Below are 14732 nucleotides of genomic sequence, written 5' to 3' on the forward strand. Positions count from 1 at the left end.
ATGAGCGATCAACTCTCCTCACAAGCATCGCCGCCGGCCGGCGACGCGGTGGACGCGGAACAGGACCACGTATCCAGCGGCCGGCTGTTCGTCACCTTCATGGTCGGCAGCGAGGTGTTTGCCGTGGATATGGCGCCGGTACAGGAAATCATCCGGGTACCGGAGATGGTCCGCGTGCCGCTTGCGCCGCCCGCGCTGGACGGCCTGGCGAACCTGCGCGGCCGCGTGTTGCCGATCATCAGCCTGGCACGGATCTTCGGCTTCCCGGAACGCCCGAGCGACGACAGCTCGCGCGCGGTGGTGATCGACCTGGGGCACCCGCTGGGGTTCGTGGTCGATCGCGTCGCCAGCGTGGTCGAGGTGCAGCCCGAGGCCATCGAAGACATCGGCACGATCAACTGCACCATCGACAGCGCCATGCTGTCCGGGCTGCTCAAGAACGTGGCCGGCCACCCGATGGTGATGGTGCTCGATTTCGCCTACCTGATCTCCAGCCAGTTCAGCGCCGTCGGCGCGCTGGTCAATCAGGCGAGCGGCTCCCGCTACATCGAAGAGGTGCGTACCGAGGAGGACGACGCCAGCAGCGATCAGCTGCAACTGGTGAGTTTCGAGGTGGCCGGACAGGAGTACGCGGTCAGCATCGATCAGGTGCAGGAGATCGTGCAGGTGCCCGAGCACCTGGTGCAGGTGCCGCACGCTCAGCCGCACGTGCTGGGTGTGATGACGCTGCGCCAGCGGCTGTTGCCGCTGGTGTCGCTGCGCAGCCTGTTCAACCTGCCCATGCAGGGGCTCGACGAGCGCAGCCGCATCGTGGTGATGAACAGCGGGCAGCTATCCGTCGGCGTGGTGATGGACAGCGTCAAGGAGGTGCTGCGCGTCCACAAGCACGACGTGGATCCGGTCCCGGCGCTGCTCGCACGCGGCAGCGACATGGCCGATATCACCCAGATCTGCCGGCTCGATCAAGGCAAGCGCCTGGTGTCGGTCATGGAGGCCGGCAAGCTGTTCGACCACTCCAAGGTGAAGGACGCCCTTCGGATCGACACGTCCGAGCAGGCGGCGGGGGCCGGTGAAGTGCTGGACGACGAGCTCGACGACGAAGAGCAGATGGTGGTGTTCCACCTGGACGCCGAGGAATTCGGCGTGCCGATCGCCAGCGTGCAGGAAATCGTGCGCGTGCCTGCCGACCTGACCCGCGTGCCGCGGACGCCCGCCTTCGTCGAGGGCGTGATCAACCTGCGCGGCGCGGTGCTGCCGGTGATCGACCAGCGGCGGCGCCTGGGCCTGGCGCGCGTGGCGCGCGACGACCGGCAACGGATCATGGTGTTCCTGCTTGGCGGCATGCGCACCGGCTTTATCGTCGACGCGGTCACCGAAGTGCTGAAGCTGCCCCGGCAGGCCATCGAGCCGGCGCCGCAGCTGGGCCATCGGCAAGCCCAGCTGATTACCCGCGTGGCCAACCTGGAGCGGCAACGCCGCCTGATCCTGCTGATCGAGCCGGATCGCCTGCTGGAGCACAACGACCTGAGCGCGCTGGAACAACTGGGCGAGGCGGTGTGACGAAGCTTCTCATCGTCGATGACTCGGCGCTGATGCGGCGCAAGCTATCCAGTCTGTTCGAGCAGGCCGGGGGATTCGACATCCGCCTGGCGCGCAATGGCAGGGAAGCCGTGGAGGAAAACCGCGTTTTCCAGCCGGACGTGATGACGCTCGACATCAACATGCCGGAGATGGACGGGCTGACCGCGCTCTCGTTGGTGATGGCCGAGCGTCCGACGCCGGTGGTCATGGTGTCCTCGTTGACGGTGAAAAGCGCGTTGGCCACCTTCGAGGCGCTGGCGCTGGGCGCCGTGGACTACGTGGCCAAGCCCGACGGCACCATTTCGCTGCATCTGGCGCGGATCGAGGCCGAGCTATTGGCCAAGGTCCGGCACGCCGCGCAGGCAAGGCTGCGCCCGGCGCCGCCGGTGCGTGCGGCGCCGGTGCGCGAGCGGGCCCCGCTGCGCTTGGCGCCGGCTGCCGTGCCGAGCCATGAAACCGGCCTGGTGCTGATCGGCGTGTCAACCGGCGGGCCGCGCGCGCTGGAGGATATCCTGCCGCAGCTTCCCGCCAGTTTCCCGTGGCCGGTGCTGATCGCCCAGCATATGCCGGCGGCCTTCACCAGCCTGTTTGCACAACGGCTGGACCGGCTCTGTGCGTTGCAGGTTCAGGAGGTGACCGAACCGATGGCGCTGGCGCCCGGCAAAATCTATGTGGCTCGCGGCGGCGGCGATGTGGTGGTCAGCAAGCGCCGCGATCAACGCGTGGCGCTGCCGCAGCCCGAGCACGCCGAGCACTTGTGGCATCCCTCGGTGGAATTGCTGGGGCGCTCGGCGCTGCAACACTACCCGGCGCAAGAATTGATCGGGGTGATGCTGACCGGCATGGGGCACGACGGGGCCCAGGCGTTCGCCGAGATCCATCGGCGCGGCGGACGCACGATCGCCGAGTCGGCGGAATCGGCGGTCGTTTTCGGCATGCCCGAGCGGCTCATCAACCAAGGCGCGGCCGACCGGGTGCTGCCGGCCGATCGGATCGCAAAGCAACTCGTCGATTGGCTTTCCTGAGTGGACCCATGCCATGCCCCTGATTCCGTCCCGCACCGCCGCGCCTGTCCATGTCGAGACCGACCGCGAACTTCTCCTGGCGAGCCTGGGCTCGGCCTCGCCGGCGCAGCGGCGCGACGCGGCGCGCGCCTTGGCCGCCCATCCCGACACCGCGGCCGTGCTGGTGGCGCAATTGCAACGCGAGAGCAGCGCGAGCGTGCGGGAAACCATCATGCTGAGCCTGGTGCATCTGCGCGATCAGGTTGCGCTGGACGGGCTGGTGGCCTGCCTGCGCAGCGAAGACGCGGCGTTGCGCAACGCCGCCATCGCCGCGATGCAGCAGTTGCCGGAGGAAGTGGCGCCGCTGATGAGCCGGTTGCTGGCCGATCCGGATTCGGACGTCCGCATCTTCGCCGTCAACGTCCTCGAATCGCTGCGCCATCCGAGCGTCGAGGCCTGGCTATTGGAGGTGATCGAGCAGGACCCGCATGTCAACGTTTGCGCCGCGGCCGTCGACCTGCTCGGCGAAGTGGGCAGCGCGCGCGCGCGTGCGCCGCTGCAGCGGCTGCAGCAGCGCTTTCCGGACGAGCCGTTCATCCGCTTCGCAGCGAGCATCGCATTACAAGGCCTGGAAGATGCGTGACACGCCCACGTCGCTGAGCGATGCGGATTTCTGCAAATTCCGCGAATTCTTCTATCGCAAGACCGGCATCCGCTTCGACGACAGCAAGCGCTATTTCGTCGACAAGCGCCTGCTCGAACGCATTCACGAGACCGATAGCGGCGATTTCCGCAGCTACTTCGTCGCCCTGCGCTTCGAGAGCTCGGGGCAGGAACTGCAGACGCTGACCAACCTGATGACGGTCAACGAAACCTATTTCTTCCGCGAGGAATACCAGTTTCGCTGCCTGGTCCGCTCGTTGCTGGAGGAGGTCGTGAGCCGCAAGACCGACCGCAAGCCGATCCGGATCTGGTCTCTGCCGTCCTCCTCCGGTGAGGAGCCTTATTCCATTGCGCTGTATCTGCTCGAGTACTGGAGCGGCATCAATGAATGGGACGTCGAGATCATCGCCTCGGACATCGACACGGCAATCCTGCAACAGGCGCAGCGCGGCCTGTTCAGCGCGCGCTCGATCCAGCATCTGCCGCCGAGCGTGCTGCAGCGCTACTTCAAGAGGCAGGCCGACAGCTTCGAACTCTGCGAAGACATACGCAATTCGGTCAGCTTCACCCGGGTCAACCTGATGGACGCCGCCGACGTGCGTGGCTATCGGGACTTCGACGTGATGTTCTGCCGCAACCTGCTCATTTATTTCGACGACCTGTCGCGGCGGCAGGCGGCGGAGACCTTCTACGACGCGTTGGTTCCCGGCGGCTTCATCTGCTTGGGCCACTCCGAATCGATGAGCCGGATTTCTCCGCTGTTTCGCGTGCGCAAGTTCCCCGAAGCCATTGTCTACCAGAAGCCATTGGAGGATCGATGAAGCGCGTCCTGATCATCGACGACGCATCAACCGTGCGTTTCTATCACCGCAGCATCCTGGAAAGCGCGGGCCATGCGGTGGAGGAGGCCATCAACGGCATCGAGGCGCTCGAAAAGGCCCTGTGCGCGCCGTATGACCTTTACCTGGTCGACGTCAACATGCCCAAGCTCGACGGCTACGGTTTCCTGCGTGAGCTGCGCAACCAGCCGATCGTGCAGGCACCGGCGCTGATGGTCTCCACCGAGGCGGACCCGATCGACGAGCACAAGGCCTATGCCGCCGGCGCCAATTTCTATCTGGTCAAACCGGCCAAGGCCGAAGAATTGCTGGCCTATGTCGGCCTGTTGCTCGGGGAGAATGCAGCGTGACGCCTTTGCTTGCCCAGTTCATCGCCGAATCGCGCGACATTCTGCAGTCGATCGGCCGGCACCTGATCGACATGGAGCTGGCGCCCGACGATGGCGCGCTGATGAACGAGTTGTTCCGCCTGCTGCATACGCTCAAGGGCAATAGCGGCCTGTTCGAGCTACCGGGCATGACCCGGCTCTTGCACACGGCCGAAGACCTGATGGACGCGGTACGCAACGGCCGTGTCGCCTATTCGCGCGAGCTGGCCGACACCCTGCTCGAAGCGATGGACGAGATCGCCGCGCAGCTCGACGCCCTCGAGCAGGGCGCCGAATCCATCGCCGAATCCGCGTCCACCGGGCAACTGGGTGCCGCGCTGCAGGCGTTGAGCGGCGGCCGGGCCGCGGCGGCGCAGCCGCCTGCGCTGGCCGTGCCGGCGGGTGCCGCGGCATTCCCGGCGATCGCGGACGCGCGCGTGCAAGGCGAGCTGGCGCAGCTGCCCGAGGCGCTGCGCATGCGGCTGTTCCGCGAGGCCTGCGCGGGCGCGAGGTTGCGATGGATCGTCTACCAGCCCGAGCCGGACTGCTTCTTCAGGGGCGAGGATCCGCTGCACCTGGTCCGGCAGATCCCCGACACCCGTTGGATGCGCGTGCGGGCGCCGGCGCCGTGGACGCAGCCGGCCGAGCTCGACATCTACCGCTGCCAGATCGTGTTCCATGCACTGAGCGGTGCCGACGGCGATGAACTGGACCACCTGTTCCGCTATGTGGCTGAACAAGTCGTGTGCCATCCGCTGCCGGCGGCGGCGCTGGTGTGGCCGCCGGGCCAGGCCGGAAGCTGGCCCGACGACCGCGATTTTCCGCGCCGGGCGCGGGCATTGCTGGACGGCGGCGACACGGACGGGTTGCGGCAGTACGTGCATGCGCAACTGGCACGCTACCCGGAGCAGGACCCCGTCGCCTCGACGCTGCGCTGGCTGGATCTGGCGCTGGACTGCGCGGCGCACGACACGGCGCTGCTGCGGCATGTCTTGCAGCAGGCCGACGGCGAGACCCAGGCCGAAACCGCGATCGCCGCGACCCCGCTGTCGCCGACCCAGCGCACCGCGTTGCGCAATTTGATCGAGGCGCAGCGTGACATCCTGCGCCGGGTCGAGCCGCTTGCGCAGGGCGCCTTGCAGGCGATCGGCGCCACCTTGTCGGCCTGTTGCGCGGCCAGCGGCGAGGCGGGGCTGCGGGCCTCGCTGGGCGACGCACTGGCCAGCAGTGTGGCCGGTCAATCGGCGCAGCCGCTGCTCGGCTGGCTGCAGCACCATGCCGACCGTTTGCTGCCGGCCGCGGCGGCTCTGCCGTCGTCCACGCCGGCCTCCTGCCCGAGCCAGCCCGGCACGCAGGGCCTGCCGCAACCCCCGGCCGTCGATTCGCCGGATCCGGGCGGCGCCGCCAAGCGCGGCGAGGACGGTGCCGGCGGCGCGCGTGTGCTGAAGGTGGACCAGGCCCGCATCGATCGCCTGATGGACCTGATCGGCGAGATCGTGGTCGCCAAGAACGGTTTGCCGTACCTCGCCAGCCGCGCCGACGAGCACTATGGCGTTCGCGAGCTCGGCCGCGAAATCAAGGCGCAATACGCCGTGATCAATCGCATCGCCGAGGAGCTGCAGGACGCGATCATGCAGGTTCGGATGTTGCCGCTTTCCTTCATCTTCCAACGCTTCCCGCGCCTGGTTCGCGACATCTCGCGCAAGCTCGGCAAGGAAGTCGAGCTGGTGATCGAAGGCGACGAGACGGAGGCGGACAAGAACATCGTCGAGGCGCTGGCCGACCCTTTGATCCATATTCTTCGCAACAGCCTGGACCACGGACTGGAAACCCCGCAGCAGCGCATCGCCGCGGGCAAGCCGGCGGTCGGGCGTTTGCTGATCCGCGCCCAGCACGAGGCCGACCGGGTGCTGATCGACGTCAGCGACGACGGGCGCGGCATCGATCCGCAGGCGGTCAAGCGCAAGGCCTACAGCAAGGGCTTGATCAGCGAGGCGGCGCTGGAGAGCCTCAGCGATGTCGAGGCGCAGCGGCTGGTCTTCACGCCGGGCTTTTCCACGGCGGAGGTCGTCTCCGACCTGTCGGGCCGTGGCGTCGGTATGGACGCGGTGCGATCGGCCGTGGAAAAGGTCAACGGCAGCATCGCGCTGGACAGTACCCCCGGCAGGGGCACGCGCCTGCGTCTGACGTTGCCGCTGTCGATGGCGGTGAGCAATGTGATGATCATCGAGACCGGCGGCCAGATCTTCGGCGTTCCGATGGACCAGGTGGTGGAAACCGTGCGCGTGCCGCAGTCGGTGATACGCACCATCAAGCAGCGGCGCACCGCCGTCCTGCGCGACAGGATCGTGCCGCTCGTGGCGCTCAACGATCTGCTGGCGCTGGACGCCGCGCCGCGCCCGAACGCCGACGATGAGCTGGCTACGCTGGTGGTGCGCCTGGAAGGCGAGCACGTCGGCATTCTGGTCGATGAATTCCGTGTCACCACCGACATTATCCTCAAGCCGATGAGCGGCGTTCTCGCCGGACTGGGCGGCTACGCCGGCTCGGCCCTGCTCGGCGACGGCTCCGTACTGATCGTGCTGAACCCCAAGGAGCTGCTCTGATGCCCATCGAGTACCACGAAGGCGCGGCCACGCTGGCCGGCGTGATCAGCGTGGAAGACGCCGAGCCGCTGCTGGCGTGGCTGCAGGCCAACCCCGGCGCCGCGCTCGACTGCGCCGACTGTGAACACCTGCACGCGGCGGCGCTGCAGGCGCTCATGGCCACGCAAGCGGGTATCTCGGCCTGGCCCAGCAATCCGCAATTGCGGCAATGGCTGCACGCCGCGCTCGATCCATGACCCCAAACCAAGGAAATTCCCTCTCCATGTCGAAATCCATTCTTCTCGTCGACGATTCGGTCACCATGCTGATGAGCTTGCGCGGCAGCCTGGAAATGGCCGGCGGCCTCAGCGTGGAAACCGCCAGCGACGGCGTGCAGGCGCTCAAGCGCCTGCGTAGCGGGCCGCGTCCGGACCTGATCATCACCGACATCAACATGCCCAACATGGACGGACTGGAACTGATACGCCAGGCCCGCCAGCTGCCCGGCCTGCGCTTCACGCCATTGCTGGTGCTCACCACCGAGAGCCAGCAGGCTCGCCGCGATGAAGCCAAGGCGCTGGGCGCCACCGGCTGGCTGGTCAAGCCGGTGGCCACCGCCGCGCTGCTGCAGGTCATCAAGCAGGTGCTGCCCGGCGTATAACCGGAAAGGACGGTCCTATGCCAAATCACTCCCTCCGCTTCGATTCGTCCCGCCGCTTTCGCCGGCACCTGCTGCTCGGCCTCGCGCTGCAATTGCCTTGGCAGTTCCTGGGCATGCGCTTGCTGGGCTCGTCTGTCGGCGGTGGCGCCATCGCGCCGGCAGCGGCCGCCACCGCCGTCGCCGCAGTCGGCCTTGCGCTGCTGGCGGCCTGGCTGTTTCTGCTGTCCGCCGCCGGCTGGCACCCGCTGAAAACGGCGGCTTCGGCCGAGCCACGGCAGGTGCCGCACCCTACCCGGCAGGGCGTTGCCGACGCCAGCGCGCAACTCGACGCGGCGATGTACGACCGACTGCAAGACGTGATTCAGGAAACCGAAGAGTCGGCGCTGAACATCCTGAAAAAAGTCGATACCCTGCGCAATCACTCCAGCGAATTGCTGGACTACCTGCGCGGCTCGGCACACAGCAATGTCAACCTGCAGGATGACATCGTCGCCAGCACCCGACTCATCGAGGAGACCGGGGAGTTCCTGCTGGCGCTGCCGCAGATGCTGAGCAACGAATACGCCAACGTGCGTCGGCTGGTCGAGGAGATCGCGGCGCTTGGTCAGCTGGTCAACCTGGTGCGCGAGATCAGTATGCAGACCAATCTTCTCGCGCTCAACGCATCGATCGAGGCCGCGCACGCGGGCGAGGCGGGGCGCGGCTTCGCAGTCGTGGCCAGCGAGGTGCGCAGCCTTGCCAACCGATTGACCAGCGCGGCGCAGGTCATCCAGAAGAATATCGAGAATGCGCAGCGCCTGGCGATAGACAGCTTCACGCTCGAAAAGGAACTGAAGGAGAGCGCGTCGCTGCGCAATGCATGCCAGCTGGCGGGCACCGTCGTCGAGATGCAGACCAGCTACGCCGAGCTCAAGAAGTTTCACGACACCTTGACCGCCAACGCCACCGATTACAACCAGCAGTTGGCCACCGGCATCGGCGACCTGCTCGGCGACATCCAGTATCAGGACGTGGTGCGGCAGCGCCTGGAGCGGGTCCAATTGGCGCTGCGCCGCCGCGAGGCCGGCACCGACGATCCGGCCGCACTGGTCGTCGAGTACCTGAGCCAGGATTCCCATCATGCACGCCATCGCCAGCCGGACACGCAGCGCATCGAGCTGTTCTGACCGGCGCCCGGCCCTGGCTGGGGCCGCCCGGGGCGTGACCCGGCCGGAACTGACTCCGGTCGGGATGATCGATGCGGCCTCCGGCATCTGGCCGGCAGCAAGGCCGCCCGGGCCAGGCAGGCGGCCGGCTACGGTGCCGGCGCGGCGGGCGAAGGCCCGCAGGGGCAAAGGTGGGTGCCTGCGCCGCTGAACGTGGCGGAAGCGGGCCGCTGCGAGATGTCCCGCCGCCCGGCTCGTCCCGTGCTGCCGGCGTTCGCGCCGCCGCGCGCGAGGCCCGGGCCGGGTGCCTGCCGGGCCGCGCAGCGCGCGCCGAGCCCGCTCGACAGGCCCCCCTCAAGTTTTGGCGAGCCGCGCCGTAAATTGGGTTACAGACACCGCACCAGCATCGCGGCTCCGGCCCCGGCCGGCATGGGCTTGAAACATGTCGATCGGGATCTGCAAAGGGTTTGCGCAGTAGGTTTTATCGGCGGTTGCTGTTTTATTGCATGGGTCGAGTGATGAGTGAAATTTCTGTTGTTGACGGGATTTCGGAATAAACACTCCACGATATTTTTTTTCGATTTGTACATTGGGAAGGCAACATGCTCGGAATCAATACCAACGTCAACTCGCTGGTCGCTCAGCAAAACCTGAACGGCTCGCAGAGCGCCCTGTCGCAAGCCATCACGCGCCTGTCGTCGGGCAACCGCATCAACAGCGCCGCTGACGATGCCGCCGGCCTGGCGATCGCCACGCGCATGCAAACGCAGATCAACGGCCTGAACCAGGGCGTGCAGAACACCAACGACGCCGTCTCGCTGATCCAGACGACGTCGAGCCAGCTCTCGTCGCTGACGAGCAGCCTGCAGCGTATCAGCACGCTGGCGACGCAAGCGGCCACCGGCACGCTGTCGTCGAGCGACCAGGCCGCGGCCGAGAAGGAAGTGGCCCAGCAGATCCAGGAAGTGAACCGGATTGCTGCGCAAACGAATTTCAACGGCAAGAACCTGCTCGACGGTTCGGCCGGGATCGTCACGTTCCAGATCGGCGCGAACGTCGGCCAGACGGTCAGCCTGGACCTGAGCCAAAGCCTGTCGGCGGCGAAGATCGGCGGCGGCCTGGTGCAATCGGGCACCAACGTCGGCACGATCCAGAACCTGAGCCTCGACGCGAACGGCGCGGCCACCACGGCGGCACAACCGGCCATCACCTCGGTCAACGTGCTGTCGGACGGCAAGGGCGGCTTCACGTTCACGGATCAGAACGGCCAGACACTGAGCACGACGGCAGTCGGCGCGATCTTCACGACGGGCACGGCAGCCGGCACGGGTACGGCGGTCACGAACCTGACGCTCGCCACCGGCGCCACCAGCGGCATGACGACGGCCCAGGCCAGCGCGGCGGCCAACATGATCTCGCAGATCAACTCGGTGAACGCACCGCCGACCGTGTCGAACGTGAACATCAGCAACGCGACGAGCGCCAACCAGGCCATCGTCTCGGTCGCCAACGCGCTGTCCACCATCAACAACCTGCAGGCCACGCTCGGCGCGACCCAGAACCGTCTGCAAGGCATCGCGCAGACGCAGCAGGCCAACTCGACGAACCTGTCGTCGGCGCAATCGCAGATCCAGAGCGCGGACTTCGCGCAGGAAACGGCGGCGCTGAGCAAGGCGCAGGTGCTGCAACAGGCCGGTATCTCGGTGCTGGCGCAAGCCAACTCGCTGCCGCAGCAGGTTCTGAAGCTGCTGCAGTAAGCGACGGGCGGGCCGGGCAAGGCTGGCCGACGGCGGTAAGGCGTTGTCTCGGCCAGGATACGGACCGGCAATCGGCAACGATGCCGGTCCGTCGTGGTTTCATGGCGTGTTCCTTTCGGCGGGGGAACCCGCCGGTTCGCCCGGCTGCGCAAACGCGGAACGCATATCGATTAGGCCGAGGCGGGGCGGCAGGAATCATGGCCGGCCCCGCTTCGAGCCATGCGATCGGCGCGGATTGAAAACGGGCCCTCCATCGCGCCGACCGCGCGCGACCTGTTTCAAAGCCATCTCTCATCACCGAAGCGCAGGACATCGACGCGTTGGCCGACACGGTCCGCGCGGCCGGAACCGGGCGCTGCGATCGGGCCTGCCGGACGTCAAGCACGCCCTGGCCTGTTCAGCCATCAGCCGCGCCACGGCCTCTTGCGCGCCGGCATCTGTCGAAAACGGTTCGTAGCGCGACGGCATGACAGCCCGCCGCGACGCTCCCGGCCGTCGCCACGCCCCCTGTCACTGTCGCCGGACGAGCGACACGCTGCGGCGTAGCCGCTTCAATGCCGCCCGGCTTTGCCAAGCCTTACGCCTGCGCTTCCACTTTTCCCACTGTATTAATGGCCGGGAAAAGGTCGGGACATGATTTTCATTATTCACGAATCGGATCGAAATACATTTGCTGAGAATTAATTGATTTTATTCGATTTATAATTGGTCATATTCGTATACCCCGATCGTCTGTATCGTTCCCGCTGACTCCGAGGCCGCGTTGATCGCTTGCTGTCCGTGAAGCGTGGCCAAGTCACACTCCCTCGATGCCCGCATTGAATCAACCCAGCCGGCCTCCTCGTGAGCCGGGGCGGTGCAGCGGGCAGGCGGGGCACTTTTACCAAGCAAGAGGCTCAAAAAATATGCAACAACGACCGCGGTACGATTTCTCATGTCGTCCGGATTTCCTGGCCTGTCTTCCTCTTGTCGTCGCCGCGACACTCTACGCACCATTGGCGCAGGCCGCGAGCGACTGGGTGCCGACGCATACCGCCGCGTTTCTGGTGCCGACAGCACCGGCGGCGAATCCGGCGAGCAGCCTTCTCATGCAGTCGCTGACGGCGTCGGCGGTGTCGGCACCGGCCTATAGGATGAAGATGAACGGTGCTCCCGCGCTTGCCGGTACGCGAATCGCGCCGCTCGAAATCAGCCAGCCGGTGCGCATCGCCGTGACGTTGAAGCTGCGCAATCAAACGCAGCTCGACCAACTCGTCAGTGCCGTCAGCACCCCTGGTAATCGCGATTACGGCCGGTTCATCACCCGGGCCGAATTTCAGCAGCGCTTCGCGCCGCTGGATACGGACGCGGCGGCGGTGGCGTCGTATCTGCGCTCGAACGGCTTTTCGGATATTCAAGTGGCGCCGGGCAACGGCATCGTGACCGCGGTGGGCAACGCCAGCACGGTTCAAGCGGCCTTCCATGCGCGCCTGAAACGTTTCAGCTACGACGGCCGAACCGTCTATGCAAACGATACCGGCGCATTTGTTCCAGCCAAGCTGGGCTCGGTGGTGGACGCGATCGTGGGCTTGCAGGATGTCGTGCGCCCGAAGCATCTGTCGTCGCGGATCGCCAGCGACGTTGCCGCTCAGGCGGCCGATCCGACGAGCCGCACCGAAACCGGCACGCCGGTCGTCCATGCCGTGACGGACTTTGCGAAGATCTACGGTGCGAGCCATTTGCCGCCTGCCACGGGTACGACGGTCGGCATCATCACCTGGGGCGACGTCAGTCAAACGATTGCCGATCTAAAGACGTTCACGGCGCAAGCCGGCTTGCCGACCGTGGATACGCTCGTCGTGCCCGGCGGCGAGGGGACGCTTGCCGACGACGGCAATCCGGCGGAGTGGAACCTGGATAGCCAAGCCATCGTCGGAACCTCGGGCGGCGTCAAGAAGCTGATCTTCTATTCGGCGATCAATGGCGACAGCGAGGACAGCCAACTGACGGAAGGCCGGCTGGTCGAGGCGATGTATAAGGCGGTGACCGATAATCAGGCGAAAATCATCAATGTGTCTTTGAGCCTGGACGAGACTGCCGAAAACGCCGCGGGCGTCCAAGCCGTGACCGACGAATTGTTCAAGCAAGCCGCCGTTCAGGGGCAAATCTTCTCGGTCGCTTCGGGCGATGGCGGCCCCTATCAAGCCGCTGTTTCTCCGCAGGGCAAATCAGGCGCGATCGGCACGTTCGACGGCACGACGGTCACGCCCACGGTCGACCTCACGCAGTACAGCGTGGCATGGCCCGCCAATTCACCGTATGTGGTGGCGGTGGGCGGAACGAAGCTCTCGACCATCGGCGCGACGCATTGGGCTGGCGAGACGGTGTGGAACGATGGCCTGTTCTACGCGGACCTCGACGGGCAGGGGCGGCCGGCCGACAACTATGTCCGCCTGCTCGCGACCGGGAGCGGCATCAGCAAGTTCGAGGACGCGCCGGCGTGGCAGACGCTCGCGCTGGGCTCGTCCTTCACCCGGCGCGCGCTGCCCGACGTCTCGTTCGCCGCTTCGCGTAGTTCCGGCGCCTGGATTATCGTGAACGGCAAGGCGGAGATGCATGCCGGGACCAGCCTTGCCTCGCCGATTTTCGTGGGGGGCTTCGCCCGTGTCGAAACGGCCCACGATAACGCGATCGGCTTGCCCACGCCGTGGCTCTATGCGAACGTATTGCGCCATCACTCGACGTTTCGCGACGTCACCGAGGGCAATAACGGCTATCAAGGGCATGGCTACACGGCGAAGGCGGGATGGGACAACGCAACCGGCTTTGGCAGCCTCGATTTCGGAAAGCTGAGCAAGGTGATCGAAGCGGACTCGGCCCACTAGCCGTTGCCCCGCCGGCCACGGCAGCGGGCATGCGGCCCCGGCGGTGACGGGACGCGTTCCCCGCTGAACTGCGACGAACCGAAAAACGCCCGAGGGGCGGTGACGCTCTGGGTGCAGCAGCTTGGCCGGCGCCTCTGCCGCGTTTGTGGCGCAGCGCTCACGCGCTGCGTGCCCGTCTTCCCGGTTCCGGCGGTGCCAGGGGCCGAAGCGGACGCAACCGGCCGGCGATCAGCCAATCCGCCGCGGCGACGTGGCCGGACGACGCTTGCGCGAGGGCACGAAGCTCTCGCGCGTCGCCGCGCCCAGCCGATTCAGGCGGTCAGTTGACCTGGAGCTGACCACCACGGCCAAGGCCGCCCTTGACGTCCTGCGCCTTGTAGCTGCGCAGCGCGACGACCATCTTGTTCCATGCGTCGATGAACGCGACGACCGTCGCCTTGCCTTCCGGCGTCGTCGAGAAACCGGCGAGCCCGCCGCCTACGCCGCCACCGAGGCCGCCCAGTGCCGCACCGTAGTTCGTCGCTGTCGAACTGCCTTCCGATGCGGCGATCTGCACCGCGGAGCGCACGTCAAACAGCGTCAGCGTTACCACCGATGCCTTCGTCTGCAGGTGGCCTGCCACCGCCGCCACCGCACTGTTGCCGATCAATCCACCGATCATGCTGCCGATTCCGCCGATCGCTGAATCGTTGATCACGATCTGTGGTTCCATGTAGTAGTCAGCCGCAACGCGCTGACCCTTCTGCTGCTTTGAGCCGGCACGGTACTCGCCCGATTCGCGCTGAAGTTGCGTGATGCGCGACAGACGCGCGTCGCTCTTCTGGTTGCCGATCGACGTGATCACGAAGCAGTTAGACTGCTGAACCGCCAAGCGCAGCAGCGGATCGATGCTCGTCACCTTTGTCGCACTGCCGAAGGGACCCCACCAGTCGGCATCGCGGCCATCGTCGACCGCGATCGTGCCGAGCGGCGAGGCACAGCGCTGCAGTTGCGAATCGGCGCCGGCGCTCGCCCCCCCTGCTGCGGCTCCGGTGACGCCGGCGTTCTGCCCGCCCGGCGTCACGATGCCGCCGCAACCCGAGACGCCCGCAACCAGCGCTGCAACCAGCGAACCTCGAATCAGATGTTGGGAAAAATTCGTCTTCATATCGTTGTCGATCGATTAGAGTCGTTGTTCGGCCTATGTGCTCGTGCGAACTTCCATAAGCCCCCCTTGGCGTGCCATGCGATGGTGGTCCCTCGCTGCCTTCCCCGTTGCGCCGACC

At 66.3% G+C, this 14732-nt stretch carries 12 protein-coding genes; 11 read left to right on the forward strand and 1 reads right to left on the reverse strand.

Translation table 11 applies throughout. The features are described 5' to 3' along the window. The 11 genes from KS03_RS04375 (at position 1) to KS03_RS04425 (ending at position 13467) form a co-directional block, all read left to right on the forward strand. Entirely contained in the window at positions 1-1560 is a 1560-nt protein-coding gene (locus KS03_RS04375; protein WP_015878000.1) for a chemotaxis protein CheW, read from the forward strand. After that, positions 1557-2606, forward strand: a complete 1050-nt coding sequence (gene cheB / locus KS03_RS04380) for a chemotaxis-specific protein-glutamate methyltransferase CheB (protein WP_015877999.1) — start codon at positions 1557-1559, stop codon at positions 2604-2606. The genes KS03_RS04375 and cheB overlap by 4 nt, the downstream gene beginning before the upstream one ends. A 13-nt stretch (positions 2607-2619) precedes the next feature. Beyond that, positions 2620-3228, forward strand: coding sequence for a HEAT repeat domain-containing protein (locus KS03_RS04385; protein ID WP_015877998.1), 609 nt, complete (start codon positions 2620-2622; stop codon positions 3226-3228). Next, complete coding sequence (locus KS03_RS04390; protein WP_015877997.1) at positions 3221-4069, forward strand: CheR family methyltransferase; 849 nt, start codon at positions 3221-3223, stop codon at positions 4067-4069. Before KS03_RS04385 ends, KS03_RS04390 begins: the two co-directional genes overlap by 8 nt. Then, positions 4066-4437, forward strand: coding sequence for a response regulator (locus tag KS03_RS04395; protein WP_015877996.1), 372 nt, complete (start codon positions 4066-4068; stop codon positions 4435-4437). Before KS03_RS04390 ends, KS03_RS04395 begins: the two co-directional genes overlap by 4 nt. Then, the gene (locus KS03_RS04400; RefSeq protein ID WP_015877995.1) at positions 4434-7061 is read left to right on the forward strand and encodes a chemotaxis protein CheA; all 2628 of its coding nucleotides are present in this window, start codon (positions 4434-4436) and stop codon (positions 7059-7061) included. Before KS03_RS04395 ends, KS03_RS04400 begins: the two co-directional genes overlap by 4 nt. After that, entirely contained in the window at positions 7061-7297 is a 237-nt protein-coding gene (locus tag KS03_RS04405; protein WP_015877994.1) for a hypothetical protein, read from the forward strand. The genes KS03_RS04400 and KS03_RS04405 overlap by 1 nt, the downstream gene beginning before the upstream one ends. Positions 7298-7323: 26 nt before the next feature. Beyond that, positions 7324-7701 carry a response regulator gene (locus tag KS03_RS04410; protein WP_015877993.1) on the forward strand — a complete coding sequence of 126 codons (378 nt, stop codon included), beginning with the start codon at positions 7324-7326 and terminating at the stop codon, positions 7699-7701. 17 nt (positions 7702-7718) lie between these two features. Next, positions 7719-8867 carry a methyl-accepting chemotaxis protein gene (locus KS03_RS33040; RefSeq protein ID WP_015877992.1) on the forward strand — a complete coding sequence of 383 codons (1149 nt, stop codon included), beginning with the start codon at positions 7719-7721 and terminating at the stop codon, positions 8865-8867. Positions 8868-9448: 581 nt separating this feature from the next. Beyond that, the gene (locus KS03_RS04420) at positions 9449-10603 is read left to right on the forward strand and encodes a flagellin (RefSeq protein ID WP_015877991.1); all 1155 of its coding nucleotides are present in this window, start codon (positions 9449-9451) and stop codon (positions 10601-10603) included. A 905-nt stretch (positions 10604-11508) separates the two neighbouring features. Continuing rightward, entirely contained in the window at positions 11509-13467 is a 1959-nt protein-coding gene (locus KS03_RS04425) for a S53 family peptidase (protein WP_015877990.1), read from the forward strand. A gap of 319 nt (positions 13468-13786) precedes the next feature. Here KS03_RS04425 and KS03_RS04430 read toward each other — a convergent pair whose 3' ends face one another. Continuing rightward, positions 13787-14614, reverse strand: coding sequence for a hypothetical protein (locus KS03_RS04430; protein WP_015877989.1), 828 nt, complete (start codon positions 14612-14614; stop codon positions 13787-13789). Between the last annotated feature and the right edge of the window lie 118 nt (positions 14615-14732).

The organism is Burkholderia glumae LMG 2196 = ATCC 33617, from assembly GCF_000960995.1.
Taxonomy (GTDB): Bacteria; Pseudomonadota; Gammaproteobacteria; order Burkholderiales; family Burkholderiaceae; genus Burkholderia; species Burkholderia glumae.

Bases quoted from the DNA above. Each gene is read 5' to 3' on its own strand.
- KS03_RS04375 (WP_015878000.1), top strand. From the start codon at position 1: ATGAGCGATCAACTCTCCTCACAAGCATCGCCGCCGGCCGGCGACGCG.
- KS03_RS04385 (WP_015877998.1), top strand. From the start codon at position 2,620: ATGCCCCTGATTCCGTCCCGCACCGCCGCGCCTGTCCATGTCGAGACC.
- KS03_RS04390 (WP_015877997.1), top strand. From the start codon at position 3,221: ATGCGTGACACGCCCACGTCGCTGAGCGATGCGGATTTCTGCAAATTC.
- KS03_RS04395 (WP_015877996.1), top strand. From the start codon at position 4,066: ATGAAGCGCGTCCTGATCATCGACGACGCATCAACCGTGCGTTTCTAT.
- KS03_RS04405 (WP_015877994.1), top strand. From the start codon at position 7,061: ATGCCCATCGAGTACCACGAAGGCGCGGCCACGCTGGCCGGCGTGATC.
- KS03_RS04410 (WP_015877993.1), top strand. From the start codon at position 7,324: ATGTCGAAATCCATTCTTCTCGTCGACGATTCGGTCACCATGCTGATG.
- KS03_RS33040 (WP_015877992.1), top strand. From the start codon at position 7,719: ATGCCAAATCACTCCCTCCGCTTCGATTCGTCCCGCCGCTTTCGCCGG.
- KS03_RS04420 (WP_015877991.1), top strand. From the start codon at position 9,449: ATGCTCGGAATCAATACCAACGTCAACTCGCTGGTCGCTCAGCAAAAC.
- KS03_RS04425 (WP_015877990.1), top strand. From the start codon at position 11,509: ATGCAACAACGACCGCGGTACGATTTCTCATGTCGTCCGGATTTCCTG.
- KS03_RS04430 (WP_015877989.1), bottom strand. From the start codon at position 14,614: ATGAAGACGAATTTTTCCCAACATCTGATTCGAGGTTCGCTGGTTGCA.